The sequence below is a fragment of the Collinsella sp. genome, assembly GCF_052346665.1.
Classification (GTDB): Bacteria; Actinomycetota; Coriobacteriia; order Coriobacteriales; family Coriobacteriaceae; genus Collinsella.
Window position 1 is genome coordinate 45,027 of the sequence record NZ_DAWDUX010000002.1, and the last position, 16,830, is coordinate 61,856.

Genomic DNA, 16,830 nt, shown 5'->3' on the forward strand with positions numbered 1-16,830 from the left:
CCTTACCGTCCCGTCCCCTTAATGCAAATCCTGCTTACATGGATCACGAGATACAAACGCTCCTCATCAGTCAGATCGGCACCCCATGCATCGTGAATGTGGTCGCAAATCTTCCGAACGCATACGACCCCCTCGGGAAATTGGTCGTCCACGCCCTGATATCCACTGAGACCCTCAGCGGGCAGCACCTCGTCACTATGAATTCGAGCAAAGAGGTAATGGAGATGTGTCGCATAGCGAGAGAACGCAAACGAAGCTCGATCGACTGTTACGCCAAAGTGGTTCTCAACAATCTCAGTAATGTCCTCGAGCATGTCTTCATCTTGACGCGCCCTCGTCAGCTCCTCCTCGGTCGCAGCAGATGCGCGTGCGTTAACCAAGCTCATTGCTATACCACTCGCTTCATCATCGCGAAGTGTCACGCCGAACTCACGACATATCCTACGAACCAGCTGACGGCCCAACCGAAATTCGTCTGGATAGCTCTGCTCAACGTCATAGGCGAGTGGCATCCGAACCTGGATACCCTGCTCCGCGCGTCTAATGGCAAACGCTATGTGGTCCGCAAGAGTGAACGTGAGATTGGGGCTCAGCTGATATGGAAGCTGTCCACGAACCCTATCGACCGCAGATGCCGCAAAAGCAAGAACCTCTTGGGGAATATCCTTGACTCCCTCAAGTTGACGTTCATCTACGCAGTAATAGGTATGAGTCACCTTCGAAAGCTCAACCTCATGCGGCATCTTACCGTAGCCAATCCCCTTTCCCATGGCGATGCACTCTTGCCCTGCGCTATCTACGCACACGGCAATATTGTTGTTGATGCTGCGAATGGCTTGCATACCGGCCTCCCCTCAATTCCCTCCCGTGCATATGAACGGACTCATTCCTACGTACGCTCAAAATGAAAAACTCTCCGAAGCAACCACCCCGCGCACTTGCGCGGCTCAAACGGTGTATGCCTCGAAGAGTAACATCCCGGCTTCATATGCAACTGTAAGCAGGTGCTCGGTGCAGGCCCAAACAGGTAACCTCTCGAACGATTACGAGTATAGAACGACCTCCTTAAAACATGGGGCCACACCCGACAAACGGTTTGTATCGCTCCGCCAGTGGATTCAAGACAGCCGCCAAATGCACGAAAGCGAACAAGGCAAAGAGGGATGCAGAAAAACGACTCTACGATATGCGGACTTCCTCTGGAGGACCTGGAACCTCATCCTTGAATACGACAGCGATGCATTTCATGCATCGAAAGATAGACTGGGTTTAGATAGCGCGCGTCGAGCAGAGCTTCAAAGGGAGGGCTTTTCCGTAATCACGCTCACCAATCACCAGCTATCCTCTGTTGAGGATTTTTCCGTCGTCACAGATGCCCTCCTTGCAAAGATGAACAGAGCGGATAGGACCGCACGCATTGAACACTATGGAAACATCGAAAAGCTCTACGCAAACAAGTCTTCTCCTTTGACCCAAACCGAATCGGAATGGGATGACAGGCCTGTTCATCCACTGATGCCAATTTTGCCGCACCGATTGCAAGCATCTGCGAACCGTACGGCCCATCCCCCAACCATCGAGTCCACCACAAAATCGCTTCGAAAGTTAACTCTCGAAGCGATGTTCGGCGCAAACGACGCCAAAACTGCGGCGAAAGTTAACTCTCGCGCTTCAAAAGTGAAGGCTGGAGCAGAAGCGTCGTCCGATCACACACCGCAGTCATCCCATAATTGCCATGCAATCCTCACCTGCAGCCCAACCCACCGCAATCGCGTCCCCCAAAGCTCTGCCCTGCACCGTTGGCGGGGTGTTCGGAGCGTTCGACCGATTGGATGTGGCAAAGAAAAGCGACAGGCGTAGCATTGCTGTTGACGCTTTGTCTACAACGCCGGCCACGCATCGTCGCAAACAACCGTAATCGACCGAGCGCCGGCACGTGATAGGAGTAGGCACCATGGCAGAGAGCTTTGACATTGCCATCGTGGGCGCGGGCATCACCGGCTGCGCCATCGCACGGCAACTCGCACGCTATGAAAACTCGATCTGTGTCATAGAGGCAGGAAACGACGTCGCCCTCGGCGCATCAAAAGCCAATGGCGGACTTGTTCATGCTGGATATGACCCCGCACCAGGAACGGTAAAGGCACAGGTAAACGCACGTGGCTGCGAACTCTACTCGCAGTGGTCCAGCGAGCTGGGCTTCCTCTTTAACCGCACCGGCTCCATGGTCCTGGGTTTTTCCGCCGATGATCACGCCGCACTCGAGCGCCTCGTGCAAAACGGTCGCGCCAACGGCGTCCCCAAGCTCGAGATCGTAGGCCCCGAGCGTATTCGCCATCTGGAGCCGCGCGCTAACGAGCAGGCAACGTGCGCCCTCTGGTGCCCGTCAACCGGATACGTCGATCCATTCGACGTCGCAATCGCATGCGCGGAAAACGCCACGGCAAACGGCGTGACTTTCCTACGCGAGGCCCCCGTACAGGCCATCGACACGCTTTTGGGCAACGCCCCCTTACCCGTAGGGTCGCGCCGCCTGTCCGACCAACCCGAACGCTTTGCCATTCACACGCCCAAGGGAACCGTGCGCTGTCGCATCCTCATCAACGCCGCGGGCAACGGAGCCGCCTTGATCTCGCACATGGCGGGAGCCGAGGAATTCAAGCTCGTGTGGCGCCAGGGCAACATCGCCGTGCTCGACAAGGAGCCGCGGGCCCTCATGCCCCTCTACCCCGCGTCATCGTCACGGGAACCGTGCACGGTAACACCGTCATCACCGCGACGGCGGCGTTGCGCGAGCCCGGCGACCGCGACACCTACGCGGCAGATGTCGAGACGCTGCTCAACGGAGCCCGCAAGCTCGTGCCCGACCTTGATACCCGACGAGTCGTGCGCACGTTCGCAGGTGGCCGTGCGGTCATCGAGGGTCTGAACGATTTCATGATCGGCCCCTCCGTCGTCCTTCCCGGTATGTTCCATGCCGCGGGCATTCAATCCCCCGGCGTCGCCAGCGCGCCGGCCATCGCGGAGCACATGGATTGCGTCCTGCATGACACGGGCCTTGACCTTGAGAAACGCCCGGATTGGAGCCCCATGCGCCGCGCACCCGAGGATTTTGACCGGTCGAGCCCTCAACACCAAGCGGAGCTTATCGAGCACGACCCCGCATGGGGGCGCATCGTTTGCCGATGCGAAACCGTCCCCGAAGCGGAAATCGTGCGAGCTATCCACCGCTCACCCGGAGCTGTCTCGGTGGAAGGCGTCAAACGCCGGTGCCGTGCAGGAATGGGCAGGTGCCAAAGCGGTTTTTGCCAAAGCCGCGTGGTCCACATCCTCGCACGAGAACTCGGATGCGAACCGAGCGCCGTGCCTCTGGAGGACCGCGGCTCATGGATTGTCGACGGCACACTCAAGGAGGGCCGATAGATGGGAAGCATCCCAGCGCGCGACTTTGACGTCGCTGTCATCGGAGGAGGCCCCGCAGGCATGGGAGCCGCACTCGCGGCGCACAAGGCGGGAGCCAACGTCGTCATCATCGAGCGCAATGATCATCTCGGCGGCATCTTGCGCCAATGCATCCATCCCGGTTTTGGACTCACGCACTTCAAAGAGGAGCTCACCGGGCCCGAATATGCACAGCGCTTTATCGACCAAGTCGCTCAAACGGATATCGAGGTCATGCTCGGCAGCATGGTGCTATCGATTGATGGAACCTCCGAGGAGCCAATGCCTGGGACATCCGGCTGCGAGGCGCCCACACGCAGTAGCCGAAACCCCCGCGAGGGCGATACCCGCGCGGGGAAGCCGAGGTGCAGTGTGGACGCCCACGGGGCAACCGCGCTAAACGTGACCCACGCAGAGGCCGATGCAAGCGAACTCATGCGCACCACCGGGCACACCGTCCGCGTCATGGCCGAATCGGGTATGGTCGACGTGCACTGCCGCTCCGTGGTGCTTGCCATGGGTTGCCGCGAACGCACGCGCTCGGAAATCAAGATTCCCGGTAGCCGCCCGGCGGGCGTGTTCACCGCGGGCCTCGCCCAGCGTTACATCAACATCGAGAACCTGCGGCCCGGGCATCGCGTGGTCATTTTGGGATCGGGCGACATCGGCCTCATCATGGCACGCCGATGCGCGCTCGAGGGCATCGAGGTCGAAGGCGTCTACGAGCTTATGCCCTACGCCAACGGCTTGCACCGCAACGTCAAAAACTGCCTCGAGGACTTCGATATACCCCTGCACCTCTCCACCACCGTCACGCGCGTCATCGGGCGCAACCGCGTGGAGGGCGTCGAAGTGACGCACGTCGATGAGAACCTCGCCCCTATCCCGGGCACGGAGCGCATCGTCGCATGCGATACGCTACTGCTCTCGGTGGGCCTCATTCCCGAAAATGAGATCGCCTGTGCCGCAGGCGTTGAGCTCGACCCGCGTACCCGCGGCGCACGCGTGGACCAGGACCTGCAGACGAACGTCCCGGGCATCTTCTCCTGCGGAAACGTCCTGCATGTCCACGACCTTGCGGACAATGTGACCGCCGAAGCGGAACGCGCGGGAGCCGCCGCCGCAGCTTGGGCGGCAGCATGCACCGAAACGCAGGGCACGAACACGGACACAGAGCCCTGTGCGGTTCGTGTGGAACAGGCGGACCGGCGCGCATCGACCGATTCCGCGCCCATAGAAGAACAGTCTCGCACGGCAAACGAGAGGGCGACCACGCCGACCAAGCACGACGAGTTCCGTTCACCATTGACTGTTGAGGCTGCGGGGATGGCGGGCTACGTTGTTCCAGCTCGCATCTCCGCATGCGCCAACACCAAGCTGTTCTTCCGCGTCAAACGCCCCGTTGGCACCGCGCGTATTGTGATTTCCAGCGGAGACGAGGTTCTTTTTGCGGGAAAGCCCCGCTCGTTCAAGCCAAGCATTATGGAATCGGTGCCCCTCACGCGGCGAATGATCGAGCGAGCCGCGGGCAACATCACTCTTTCCGTCGACCCCGTCGAGGAGGTGTAGAACATGGAAAAGAGGACTGGCATAACGAGCGAAGAGACGGCTGATATGACGAGCGCAAACAACACGGCGGGTGCGTGCAAACAGGCTTACGAGGAGCATACACAAGGCGCATGTGCAAGCGGCGTTAACGCCGATGGTGCAGCAACTGACATTAACCCCGATGGAGCCGAAACCGACACGACTACTACCGCGAGCACGACGCGCCATTTCCACTGCACCACCTGCCCCTCAGAATGTGCCCTCACCATAGATACGAGCATCGATGAAAACGGGGTTGAACACGTTCTCTCTGTCCAGGGCAACCGTTGCGCAAGAGGGCGCAAGTTTGCCGAGCAAGAAATTATCCGACCCATGCGTATTCTCGCGACGACCATCGTGGTCCGCGAAGGCGATGAAAAGCTGCTTCCCGTGCGAACCGCGCGCCCCATTCCCCGAGACCTTCACCTGCGCGCCATGCGAGATATTCGCCATGCGAGCATCACCGCACCTGTGCGCATGGGAGACGTTGTGATGAGCGATCTTTTGGGTACGGGCGTCGACCTTGTGGCCAGCATGAACGTTGACGCGCAGAAGCTTGCCAGCTGTTGAGGATATGAACGATCGGAAGATATGAACTGCCTGGAGTGAAGGCCGACCCGGGCTGAAGGTCTGCCCGAGGATATGAACGACCTGAAGTAAAGCTCGGCCCGAGGATATGAACGACCTGGAGTAACGGTCAGCCTAATGATATGAGTGACGTGAGGATGCGGGCGATCTGAGGATATGAACGGTGCAAGGATATGAGTGATTTCCTTGGCGCAACTGGAGGATATGAACGAATCGTTCATATCATCCATTCTTGTTATAGGTATTTACCTGCGGAAATAGTGCCGAGAAGAATCACTCTCAACATGGAGTCATTCATATCCTAAAACCGTTCATATCCTCAAATATCGCTTGCGCGCACGAACCCCATCACCCAGAACACCGTCTTCGCATATGCGAAAACCTTGAAGCTCAACTTTAAGGTGAGACTTGAACTATACTGAATGCCGTCAGCAACCTAAGGCGGTTTTACATGGCTCTCGATACGCATCGGCACAAACGCGCGCGCACGGCGCGCCTTGCATGCACCATCGGTCTGACGGGCGCACTTGTGATGTCCGGCGCCACACAGGCGCTCACCCTCTCCCCCACCCCCGCGTACGCCGCGTCCTCCGAGACGCTCGCCGAGCTCAATCGTCTGCAAGGGCAGCTATCGAGCGCCTCATCCACCTACAGCGAGGCGACCTCGAACGCCGCCGAACTCAACGCACAGGTTGCCGAAATCGCGGACGAGATCCTTCACATCGAGCAGGACCTGCTCCCCGCGCGCCAACAACGCGCGGCGGACGCAGCGAGTGACCTGTATAAGACACACTCCTCAAACGGAGGCACCATCAGCCTGCTGTTGAATGCCGAGTCATTTGCCGACTTCATCAACCTTTCAAAATACCTGGGGACCGTTCAGGACGCAAACGTCTCTGCCCTCAATGAGCTCAACAAGCTCGAGGATGAGCTGAACGGCAAACTTGACGAATTGGGACGAGCCAAGGACCAGGCGGATGCCGAACTCGCACGCGCTTCCGAAGCGTATGCGCAAGCGCAAAGCGCCGCCGCAAAAGTGCAGGCAAAAGCGAATGCGGAGGACGCCGCCGAGGCGGAGATCGCCCGCAAGGCCGCCGAGCAGGCAGCGCAACTCCAAGCCCAGCAAGACGCTCAACAGAATGCCGCCAACCCCAACGGCGAGTCCACAACTCAGCCTGAGAACGGCGGGTCCGGCAATGGATCGCAAAGCGAGCAGAACGGCGGAACCAATACCCAGGGCAACGGGTCCGGCAATTCGAACAACTCTAACGGTTCGGGTGACAGCGGGAACTCGGGCTCGTCCAACTCGGGCTCATCCGAGTCGACCGGAGGCTGGCTGACGGGCGTCGCATCCTACTACGGCATCGGCGACGGGTTTATGGGCGGAACCACCGCCAGCGGCGAGAAGGTCACCGAGACCTCGATGGGCATCGCCATGCTCAACGTGCCCCTTGGCACGCGCGTCGAGATTCGTTACGGGGGACGCTCGGTCATCGCCTATGTGAACGACCGTGGACCCTATGCGCACGGCCGCGTGATCGACATGCAGCCAGCCGTCGCACGCGCCCTGAATTTTGTGAGCGTCGGCGTGGGTACGGTCCAATACCGTTTCCTGTAAGGGAAGCCGGGCATCAATCAACGACATGCGCGGTCCGGCCACAGGCAAACCAGCAACGCGTACAGTTCAGCCGCACGCAAACCAACGGTGCACGCAATCCGGGACCACGCAAACCAACGGCATGCGTGGTCCAGCCACACATAAAAAGGCTCGCGCCAATAGGAGAATCGAAAGAAATTCCTATTGGCGCTTTTTCATGTCGATGTATCCGGATGTCGAGGATCAGAAGAGCCGAAAGCCAAACAATTCCTCAATCACCCGTGCGCCACAAGCGCATAGGTCGCACGCGCAGATACGCTGCCATACGATGCACCCTGCAAGCCGTGCACGTGCAGAAACTCGGTCATATGGAGAACTCCACGAACCGGGTACATACAGGCAGGTCACCATGCGAGGAATCTCGCTAGTCACAATGTGTCGCGTACATACATGCAGGCCGTTATGCGGAAAACTCGGCAGCCCGCACACACGCAGGCGCCCTATCCGGTGAGCCCGCGACCCCCGCGGGCAACCACCTTACACGCCGAGCCCAAGCCTCGCGAACTCCTCCTCCGGCGCCTCGACCCTTCTCATTTCCTCAACGAGCGCAGAGAGCAAACGCGACTCAATCTCAGCGTCCTCGATGCATTCCTCCCCTGAGCGCACGTCCCAAAGGGAGCTACCGAACGTATACGAATTCATATACGTGCGCGAACGGCATTTTAGGTATGGCCAGCCGTTGGTAAAGCGGCAACCTGTCACCAACTCGGCAGAGTTAAGCTGCTCGCGTGAAAAAAACCCGCGTATGTTCGTTGGCATGAGCGTGCACTCCACGAAGGGCTCATTGTCCTCGCGCGCGGCGGCGCGCATGTACACGTAGTCGCCGTCGGTAACGCACACGTGATTTCCGTGGGCCCCGAACAGGGCATATGCATGGCCCGCCGCGCCATCTCGCACTACAGGAAGCAAAGAGCGACCGTCCATCTCGACATCCGCATCGACGCCGAACCAGTCGAGCAATGTCGGCGCAAGGTCGATCGTCTGGCAGAGCGCCGAGCAACGAGTGCCCCCATCAACCCCGGGCACGTGCAAAAAGAACGGCGTGTGAATGATCTCCTGGTGCATGGGCCAAAAGTTCTTACCCAAATACCCATGTTCACCCAGCAAAAACCCGTGATCGGTATTCACGATAAGAAGCGTGTCTTCCCATAGGCCGTACTCATCAAACGCATCGAGCACACGGCCGAGCTGCGCATCGCACAGGGCGACCAATGCCGCATACTCACGACGGCATTCATCGAGCTCCTCGACATGGGCGTCCACATCCACGGCCCCATACGCCGGCCAGTTGAGCCGAGGCGCATCGGACAAGCCTGCGGCAGCGCGATACTCCTGCGGCACGTCAAACGGCTCATGGGGATCGAAGCACTCTATCTGAACGAACCAGTTGTCGCGCTGTGCGTGGGAAGAAAGGAACTCCAGCCCCGCCGTCACTGTTCGCACCGTCGACATATCTTCCTCACGGGGCTGACGACGCTTATTCGCCTCATGCTGAATGGGGCTGGGCCCCTTGACCTTTTGCAGCGGGGACATATGCACCGGAAGTCCCTCAACCACATCGCGCGGAGCCCACCGATCACCCTCTTGGCCTCTAAATCCCTCCCAGGAGCTATAACGATTGTGGTACGTGGCGCCCCCGTCCTCCCAATAGTGAGAATGGTCGGTGATGAGGTGCGCATACACGCCGGAAGCGTCGAGCGCCTGGAAACACGAATAGTCGAACGGCTCAAGCGGTCCCCAGCTGCGGTGCAAAAAGTTATAGCGCCCGGTATGGAGCTCGCGGCGGGCCGGCATGCACGGCATGGAGCCGCCGTAGAAGCGATCGAACGTGCAACAGTGCTCTGCAAGCCGCGCGAAATTTGGCGTGAGCGCAGCGTCCGAGCCGTATGGAGACACATACGCCCGAGACAGGGTATCGAACATGAGCATAACCGCACGCATGCGTGGGACTCCTTTCAGCCGCCTGTGGCATGCGGGGCCGACGGCGCAAAGCCGGCGACCCCGCCCAACTATTTTGATCTAGACGAGCACCGCGAGCAGCTCGCGATCGGTGCGCGCAGCAGCCTCCTGCGAACGCACGACATCCTGGAAGTTTCCGGCATTGGACACCACAAAGATAACGGTGTCGTCATAACCCTCGGAGGTCAAGAGGGCGCGGTCGAACGTCACGAGGGGCTGGCCCTTCTTGACCACATCGCCCGCCTTGACCTGAGGCGTGAACCCGCGGCCGTTGAGCTGAACCGTATCGATGCCAATGTGGATGAGCAGCTCGGCGCCAGAGGCGGTCGTGATGCCCACGGCATGACCGGTCTTGAAGAGCATCGTCACCTCGCCATCGGCAGGCGCCACAACGGTGCCCTCGGACGGCTTGACGGCAACGCCCTTTCCAACGGATCCCGATGCGAACACCTCGTCATCGACGTCCTCGAGCGCGACGACCTCGCCCGCCACCGGCGCCACGAAGACCTCCTGCTTGATCTGGCCGTCGGCCCCCACGTCAGACGTAGCATCGGCGACATTGCGAGCCGTAGCATGAGCAGGAACGCCAAAGAAGAACGTGAGCAGGAAGCCCATTGCCATGGCAACGCCGATAGCGATGAACACGCCGTAGAACGTCATATCGAGTTCGGGAGCGGTGGGATTGATGAAGGCAGGAATATTGAAGAACCCAAGACCACCCTGCGTGTAACGCATGCAGCCAAACATGCCAAGGATGGCACCGCCCACAGCGGAAGACACGAGAGTGAAGGCGAAGGGACGCTTGAGAGGAAGCGTAACGCCATAGATGGAAGGCTCGGACACGCCAAAGAAGCTCGAGATGGCAGCGGGCAGAGCAACGGACTTGAGCTTTTTATCCTTCGTGCGCAGGTACACGGCAAGCACCACCGCCATGGTCGTGAACGGAACGGCGGCCATGTAGCATGTAAGGTTCTCGTACCCCTGAACCATCAAGCTATTGAGAGCAATGGGCGTAAACGCATGGTGTAGGCCGAACACAACAAGAACCTGCCAAAGACCGCCCACCAGCACACCCGTGAGAACGGGGCTGAACTTTTGAACCGCGGTAATGCCCGCAGCGATGAGCTGGCTCGCCCACGTAACAACAGGACCGACAAGGAGTAGGGTGAGAACGACCGTTATCGCAAGCGTGGCAGCAGGCACGACGAACATCTTGACGACATCGGGCACGATCTTCTTGAAGAACTTCTCAACGCGCGCACCAAAGAAAGTGGCGGCGATGATGGGCATAACACTCGACGTATAGCTCACCATCAGCACCGGAATTCCCAGGAACGTCGTCGTCACGTTCGTCGCGATGGGGGAACCCTCAAAGAGCGTGAACAGGGGCTCGGCGGCCTTCAGGTTCACGATGGTGGGGTGCACGAGGGTGGCACCAATCGCCATCCCAAGGAGTTTGTTCATGCCAAACTTCTCGGCCGAGGTGTATCCCAAAAAGACCGGGAAGAAGTAAAACAGGCTGTCACCGGCTGCAGACAAGATCTGCGCAAAGCCCGAAGTCGGGTCGATCCATTTGAGCGCCGTGCAGAACGCAAGAAGACCCTTGATGATGCCACAACCTGCCAGCAAGGGAATCACGGGGGTCAGGATGGACGAGATCATGTCGACCAGACGATCAAACAGGCTCTTACCCTCGTCGTCGGCCACCTTGGCGTCCTCAGAAGCGCCCGCGAACTTGCCGAGCATCATGACTGCATCGAATGCGTCCTCGACGTCGTTGCCGATAACGACCTGGTACTGGCCGCCCTTCTGAATGACATCGATAATCCATTCATGGTTTTTGAGTGCCTCGGTGTCGGCGCGACCCTCATCCTTAAGCTTGAAACGCAAGCGCGTGACACAGTGCCGCAGCGACACCACGTTCTCGCTGCCGCCCACATGATCCAAGATGAACTTGGCGAGGGCATCGTAGTCTTTTTTAGCCACGGGTTCCTCCTAGCCTCATGCTCTATCGAGCAAACGTGCGATGTGGATAATGAGATAGGTGATCTCCTCATCGCCAATCGAGCGCGCGAGCTTCCCCTCAACGAATGCGCGCACATGCTCAGCCACGGAATACGCCTCCGGATAGCTCTCCCGCACCATCTTGAACAGCGCGCTGGGCACTTGGGAGCGCTCCCCACCCAGCACGCGCTGCGCAAAGAAACGCACGTGCACAACCAATCGCTGATAGTCAAGATCGCCCTCGCTGTACACGAGATGCGCCTGATACCGAATGATCTGCATGACCTGGTTCATGAGCTTGAGCTCTTCGATTCCCTGCCGAGAACCTGCCTCCTCTTGCTCCGCGTTGATAAGATGCAACGCAATGGAAGCCGCCTCGGCATCGCCGAGCAACGCACTCGTTCCGTCAAGCTCATCCTCAAGGAGCTCGACGACCTTCTTGCCCACCTCGAACTCTCGGCGATAGTACTGGCTGATCTCCCAGGTCAGCGAATTCTTGGGAAGGAGCCCCTTCTGCGCGCGCTCATGCACGTAGGCAATATGATCGGTGAGCGCGATGTAGATGGAGTCGGCAAGACGAACGCCGAGTGTGCTCTGAGCGTAGTCCACGATTTCCCGGGCCAAGTCGAAATAGCGTTGCGGAATCGACTCGACGAGCTGATAGAGCTGACTCTGCTGCTCGACGGACGAAAAGACGCGCTCGACCTTTTCCTGGGGAATCTCGGCACCACGCTCAACGTAGCCAACGCCCAGTCCGATGACTACGAACTCGCAGCCATTGTTATCCTGCGCGACGGCGACGTTATTGTTGAGCGTCTTGGTGAGCTTCACGACCAAACTCCTCCCCAGCTCGATATCACGGTCTTCAAAACGAAAAACCCGAGTTGATAGAACAATCCCTGTGAGGAATGATTCTATCAACCCGGGTCCTGCCTGCTCGAAACAGTTACACGCCCTGTTGACGCGTGATATGCGATTGAACGTTTCTTTTTTACACCTTTGACTCTATGATTCGCAAGAATGGGCAGCGGCATTGCGGCCAACGGTCAAATCGCCCCGACGAGCGGTGAGCTGGAAAGGCGAAGAAATCTGGAACGCGAAACCGGACCAATGACCTTGGAAAGCAATTGACCCGGGTAAACGCAGGCCGCCCTCGTCGCTAGTCTCCAAGGACCTCGCGGACATGATTGATCACGCCGACGCCGTTCATGGTGCCGTACATGACCGTATCAATCGCCTCAACCGGCTTATCCGGGAACAAGGCCTTGACACGGTCGACCTCAAAGCGAACCGGCGGGCCAAGCAAGATGAAATCCGCATCCCCGCCGAGCTTGGACGCCTCGGCGACGGCATGGGCCGCAATCTCGACCTCATAACCCTGGTCAGCGGCGGCCGCTTTCATACGCTCTACCAGCATGCTTGTGGACATGCCCGCGGCACAGAACAACTTGATGTTACGCATGGATACAATCCTCCATCTTCTTGTAAACGTTCACAATCTTACGGGCAAGGATCCCAAAAGCCTCAGCGCTCATGAGCTGGTCCTCGGCGTGCATGAGGATGAGCGCGAACTCACTCGACTCCCCCGCCGCCTCTTTCTGAATCAACCCAAAATGTGCGTCATGACCGGCGCGGAACTGTTCCTCGCCCTCCTCTATAAGCTTCTCGGCACCCTCGAAATCACCCCGCTCGGCGCAATCAATCGCCTGGATGTAGCAAGAGCGCGCGGTGCCGACGCTCGCGATGATCTGGAAGCTGACCAGCTGCACCTCTTCGGATACGGCCATTGGTCCTCCTAACGCTTGTCGAACTTGGGCGGCACGTAATCGGCCGTCTCCATGTAGAACCTGAGCAGCCTGTCTCGAAGCTGCGCGGCGGATTGGGCGTATGCCGGATCATCAACAAGGTTGACGAGCTCCATGGGGTCCACCTCAAGGTCGTAGAGCTGGTCACCCTCGTACAGGCGCATGACGTACTTGAGGTTTCCCATGCGCACCATCGCGCCCTTGGTGTGTGCAGGTCCCTCCTCGTGTTGTGCGGATATACGCGGCCAGTATGGTGACTCGGGTCCATGTTCGGGCTCCATTGCTTGCCACTCACCGTGGATACGCCCGCCCTCGCAGAACATCGCATCATGCGGCGTGTCCTCACCGGAGATCGCCCCCATCAGGGAGCTGCCGAACTGCACGTATCCCAGGTCCACGCCGACAATCTCCGCAACCGTCGCGGGAAGGTCGATCAGACCGACAAGGCCGTGGCGCACGCCCGGCTCCACCGGCACCGACGCCGCAGGCTTGACCACAAGGGGCACGTTCGTCAAGGGGTCCTCGAAGGAGTTCTGGCACTTCTCTGCGATGCCGTAGTCTCCCGTCAGGTCGCCATGGTCGCTGAACGCGAAGACGTTCGTGTCGTCGTACAACCCGCGCTCGCGCAGCTTGTCGAGCACGAGGCCGAGCATGTGGTCCCAGCGCGCCACCATGCCGAGATACACCGCGCGCATCTCGTCATACTGGGGCTCGCCCCATCTCTTCATATCTTGGCGGTCACGAATGGCACTCAAGATACTCGCCTTGCCCTCCAGCGTCTCCACATTGGGGCGACGCGGCGGAAGGGCCGTACGATCGACAAGCGAATACCATGGCTCCTCACAACCGTACGGGGGATGCGGGAACGACAGCGTGCAGTAGATGAAGAAGGGCTTTTCCTGCTTCTCGGGGTCGATGGAGTCCAAGAACGCCAGGGCGGCATTCACGCAGTTCCAGTCGAAGTCGCTATTGAGCGAACCCTCGGGGTACTTCCCCTGGAAGAAGGAGTACTTGAGATCGTGCCCCTCGAAGACCTCGGGCACCTCGGGCGTGGGGAAGTTCTTCCCGCCGAAGTTCATCTTGAGACCCTCGACGCCCACCTTGTCGACTAGGTCGGTTCCATCGAAGAAATGGTCGCAATACGCCTCCTTGCTCCATGAGCCCGGGATGAAGTCGTTGCGACCGATCCACACGACCTCATACCCGGCCTCCTTCATGGTCTTGAGGATATTGGGATCCTCGCGATGCATCATGAAGTGCATCGTGCGGTGACCAAGCGTGTGGGGGTACAGGCCGGTCAAGAAGCTGCAGCGGCTCGGAACGCAAACGGGATTCTGGCAGTACGCGTCCGCGAAGGACACGCCCTCCTCCGCCATGGCGTCGAGGTTGGGGGTGCTCGCCGCCGGATTGCCCAGATGGGCCATTGAGTCCGCGCGCATCTGGTCCGCGACGAACCACACGATGTTGGAGCGATTGTCCATCAGCGCTTACGCCTCCTTGGCGGCTGCCTGCTCGTCGGCATATGCCTGCTTGTCGAGCATCTTGAAGAACGGGAAATAGATGGCGAACTGGAGGGCGACGAGAACCGCCTGCCAGATCATTGCCCGCCAACCGCCCGTAAGGAATCCGGACAGGAGCACAGGGGTACCGGTCTGCAGCTGCATTCCATTCAGAACGGGAACGAGCCCGATGGAAGTCACCGCGTAGGAAAGAACGAAGCTCAGGAGAGGCGTCAGGATCATGGGAATGAACATCATGACGTTGAGCATGAGGGGCATACCGAAGACGACGGGCTCGGAAACTCCGCAGAGCGCCGGGGCGATTGCCATCTTACCGAGGGACTTGTAGCGCTCGCTCTTGGCCACGAAGAGCATGCACAGAACAAGGCCGATGATGCCGCCGGACCCGCCGAGCTGGACGAAGGTGAACCACCACGTGTTGGTGAGGATGTTGGGCAGGGCCGCGGCGCCCGCTGCAAACGCATCGAGGTTCTCGAGGGCGGCGGGCATGTACAGCATGGTGATGAAAGGCATCGTGACCATACCGCCATGGATGCCGAAGAACCACAGCAGATTGCACAGAAGGACCAGGAGGCCGAAGGTGAGCGGGCTCTCGCTCAACGAGGCGAGCGGGGCCTTGAGCAAGCCATAGATCATTCCGTCAAAGGAACCAAAGGGGGTCAGGGCGCAGAGCTGGCGGACGATGACAAACAGGATGGTGATGCACAGCACGGGGATGATGCCGGCGAAACCCTTGGAAACGAACGGAGGGACGCCATCGGGCATCTTGATGGTGATGTTCCTCTTAATGAAGACCGCGTAGATGGCGGGAACGACGATACCGAGGATCATCGCGGAGAACAAGCCGGCAGACCCAAAGTAAGTCATGTCGATCATGTTGGCGACCGCGGTGCCGTCGGCAGCAATGCCGGAAGGAATGAGCAGCAGGAACACGAACAGCGAGGCTATTCCGATAATGGAAGACTGACCCTCGCAGTCAAGCTGCTCGGCCATGCATTTGCCTATGGCGAATGCGGCATACAGGGACAGCATGTTCGTCGTATACGTGGTCACATACGAGAACACCGTCTTGAGGCCATTCGCGGTGATGAACTCCTGATAGGGCGTAATGCTCAAGCCGGCGAGCAGCGACGCGATGGCGCCGACCATGATGATGGGCAGCAGCATGCCGAAACCGCCCGAAATGGCCTTCAAGACCTTGTTGTTGGAGAGCTTAGTCGCAAACGGGACGAGCGTCTTCTCCATCAGAGCTTGGAACTTCTCCATCTCTTCCCTCTTCTCTCGGTGCAGAAACACGGGAGCGATTCGGGCCCGGAACCGCTCTTCATCTTATAGAGTAGTCGATTTGGATATATGTCCGTTCTCTATTGGATATTTGTCCGTGAGTGGATAGTTTTCCACGATGAACGGCATGCTATGGATAGTTATCCATTTCATGCCGTTCACACTAGGAGAAATTTCGAGAGATGTTCAACAGGAGCATCTCTATGAACATGTAAACGATTACCTGGTCTTCGTAGAAGTTTATCGAGTCATCATGGCTGATCCAGGGAAGCACATATACCTCGGAAGCGTGCGGAACGAGGCTCGACCTGCCGTCCATGGTCACCAGATGCACATCGACCCCGCGCTCGCGCATCACATCCATATCCTCGCCATACATGCAATTACCTCGACCCTGCATGCTCAAGACGATGCAAACGTCTCCGCTCTCTAATATCGCTGCATCATCGGACATGACGATGGCGTCATCAGTCGGTTTATTGAAAATACCGAGTCTCGTCAGACGATGAGAAAGCTGCATCGCGCTCTGAAACGTCCTGTTCGACCCCCAAATTACAAGCCGCCTGGCCTGAACGATCGCCTCGGCGAGGGCGTCGAATTGCTCCTTGGAGACACACTGGGGAATCAGATGCATATATCGAGCATACGTGTCGACGAGCCTATTCGAATCGTCGTGATCCGCTTCCACAGAGGGGCTCTCAGCTGCCATCATGGCCCGGTTGAAGGAGAAGCGGAATTCGGCGAACCCATCATATCCGAGCTTTTGGCACATGCGGATAATCGCGGAGTTGGATGAACCGGTGAGCTTTGCCAGGTTGGTGATGCTGCTGCCCAACATGATATTCGGGTCGTTCAGGATCCGCTCGGCGGCCTTCAATTCTGATTTGGTGAGTGTAGGCAGAGCTCGACGCAGTTCATCAATGGGATTCATGGCCACTCCTCAAATTGGATATCTCTCCAAATAGTGTACCGCGCCCGAAGCCCT

Annotated in this window: 13 protein-coding genes and 1 pseudogene; 5 read left to right on the forward strand and 9 right to left on the reverse strand. The window is 58.7% G+C overall.

Annotated elements, in window-relative coordinates; translation table 11 throughout:
- Positions 1-2: 2 nt before the first annotated feature.
- The gene (locus ACT8II_RS00790; RefSeq protein ID WP_294121921.1) at positions 3-842 is read right to left on the reverse strand and encodes a PRD domain-containing protein; all 840 of its coding nucleotides are present in this window, start codon (positions 840-842) and stop codon (positions 3-5) included.
- Positions 843-1,011: 169 nt separating this feature from the next.
- Between ACT8II_RS00790 and ACT8II_RS00795 the strand changes: the two genes are divergently transcribed.
- The 5 genes and pseudogenes from ACT8II_RS00795 to ACT8II_RS00815 all read left to right on the forward strand — a co-directional run bounded on the left by ACT8II_RS00795 (position 1,012) and on the right by ACT8II_RS00815 (position 7,234).
- Positions 1,012-1,860 (forward strand): hypothetical protein, encoded by an 849-nt coding sequence (locus ACT8II_RS00795; protein WP_443812794.1) that lies wholly within the window; start codon positions 1,012-1,014, stop codon positions 1,858-1,860.
- 141 nt (positions 1,861-2,001) lie between these two features.
- Positions 2,002-3,423, forward strand: a pseudogene (locus ACT8II_RS00800) (NAD(P)/FAD-dependent oxidoreductase); the annotation flags it as partial.
- Entirely contained in the window at positions 3,424-5,010 is a 1,587-nt protein-coding gene (locus ACT8II_RS00805; protein ID WP_294121918.1) for an NAD(P)/FAD-dependent oxidoreductase, read from the forward strand.
- A gap of 3 nt (positions 5,011-5,013) precedes the next feature.
- Positions 5,014-5,598 carry a DUF1667 domain-containing protein gene (locus tag ACT8II_RS00810; RefSeq protein ID WP_294121917.1) on the forward strand — a complete coding sequence of 195 codons (585 nt, stop codon included), beginning with the start codon at positions 5,014-5,016 and terminating at the stop codon, positions 5,596-5,598.
- A gap of 469 nt (positions 5,599-6,067) precedes the next feature.
- Positions 6,068-7,234, forward strand: coding sequence for a septal ring lytic transglycosylase RlpA family protein (locus ACT8II_RS00815; RefSeq protein ID WP_294121916.1), 1,167 nt, complete (start codon positions 6,068-6,070; stop codon positions 7,232-7,234).
- A 516-nt stretch (positions 7,235-7,750) separates the two neighbouring features.
- Here the strand turns inward: ACT8II_RS00815 and ACT8II_RS00820 are convergent.
- From ACT8II_RS00820 to ACT8II_RS00855, 8 genes are all read right to left on the reverse strand, one after another.
- On the reverse strand, positions 7,751-9,214 hold the full coding sequence (locus tag ACT8II_RS00820; protein WP_294121915.1) for a sulfatase: 1,464 nt from the start codon (positions 9,212-9,214) through the stop codon (positions 7,751-7,753).
- Between the two features lie 78 nt (positions 9,215-9,292).
- On the reverse strand, positions 9,293-11,218 hold the full coding sequence (locus tag ACT8II_RS00825; protein ID WP_443812795.1) for a beta-glucoside-specific PTS transporter subunit IIABC: 1,926 nt from the start codon (positions 11,216-11,218) through the stop codon (positions 9,293-9,295).
- Positions 11,219-11,233: 15 nt separating this feature from the next.
- On the reverse strand, positions 11,234-12,067 hold the full coding sequence (locus ACT8II_RS00830; protein ID WP_294121913.1) for a PRD domain-containing protein: 834 nt from the start codon (positions 12,065-12,067) through the stop codon (positions 11,234-11,236).
- 328 nt (positions 12,068-12,395) lie between these two features.
- The gene (locus ACT8II_RS00835; RefSeq protein WP_443812796.1) at positions 12,396-12,698 is read right to left on the reverse strand and encodes a PTS sugar transporter subunit IIB; all 303 of its coding nucleotides are present in this window, start codon (positions 12,696-12,698) and stop codon (positions 12,396-12,398) included.
- The gene (locus ACT8II_RS00840; RefSeq protein WP_407495489.1) at positions 12,691-13,023 is read right to left on the reverse strand and encodes a PTS lactose/cellobiose transporter subunit IIA; all 333 of its coding nucleotides are present in this window, start codon (positions 13,021-13,023) and stop codon (positions 12,691-12,693) included. The genes ACT8II_RS00835 and ACT8II_RS00840 overlap by 8 nt, the downstream gene beginning before the upstream one ends.
- 8 nt (positions 13,024-13,031) lie before the next feature.
- A complete protein-coding gene (locus tag ACT8II_RS00845; protein WP_302742841.1) occupies positions 13,032-14,522 on the reverse strand; it encodes a sulfatase-like hydrolase/transferase in 1,491 nt (496 codons plus the stop codon).
- 6 nt (positions 14,523-14,528) lie between these two features.
- On the reverse strand, positions 14,529-15,827 hold the full coding sequence (locus tag ACT8II_RS00850) for a PTS sugar transporter subunit IIC (RefSeq protein WP_118653725.1): 1,299 nt from the start codon (positions 15,825-15,827) through the stop codon (positions 14,529-14,531).
- 181 nt (positions 15,828-16,008) lie between these two features.
- Positions 16,009-16,776 carry a MurR/RpiR family transcriptional regulator gene (locus tag ACT8II_RS00855; protein WP_118653726.1) on the reverse strand — a complete coding sequence of 256 codons (768 nt, stop codon included), beginning with the start codon at positions 16,774-16,776 and terminating at the stop codon, positions 16,009-16,011.
- Between the last annotated feature and the right edge of the window lie 54 nt (positions 16,777-16,830).

Bases quoted from the DNA above. Each gene is read 5' to 3' on its own strand.
- ACT8II_RS00790 (WP_294121921.1), bottom strand. From the start codon at position 842: ATGCAAGCCATTCGCAGCATCAACAACAATATTGCCGTGTGCGTAGAT.
- ACT8II_RS00840 (WP_407495489.1), bottom strand. From the start codon at position 13,023: ATGGCCGTATCCGAAGAGGTGCAGCTGGTCAGCTTCCAGATCATCGCG.
- ACT8II_RS00805 (WP_294121918.1), top strand. From the start codon at position 3,424: ATGGGAAGCATCCCAGCGCGCGACTTTGACGTCGCTGTCATCGGAGGA.
- ACT8II_RS00820 (WP_294121915.1), bottom strand. From the start codon at position 9,214: ATGCGTGCGGTTATGCTCATGTTCGATACCCTGTCTCGGGCGTATGTG.
- ACT8II_RS00855 (WP_118653726.1), bottom strand. From the start codon at position 16,776: ATGAATCCCATTGATGAACTGCGTCGAGCTCTGCCTACACTCACCAAA.
- ACT8II_RS00835 (WP_443812796.1), bottom strand. From the start codon at position 12,698: ATGCGTAACATCAAGTTGTTCTGTGCCGCGGGCATGTCCACAAGCATG.
- ACT8II_RS00845 (WP_302742841.1), bottom strand. From the start codon at position 14,522: ATGGACAATCGCTCCAACATCGTGTGGTTCGTCGCGGACCAGATGCGC.
- ACT8II_RS00815 (WP_294121916.1), top strand. From the start codon at position 6,068: ATGGCTCTCGATACGCATCGGCACAAACGCGCGCGCACGGCGCGCCTT.
- ACT8II_RS00810 (WP_294121917.1), top strand. From the start codon at position 5,014: ATGGAAAAGAGGACTGGCATAACGAGCGAAGAGACGGCTGATATGACG.
- ACT8II_RS00850 (WP_118653725.1), bottom strand. From the start codon at position 15,827: ATGGAGAAGTTCCAAGCTCTGATGGAGAAGACGCTCGTCCCGTTTGCG.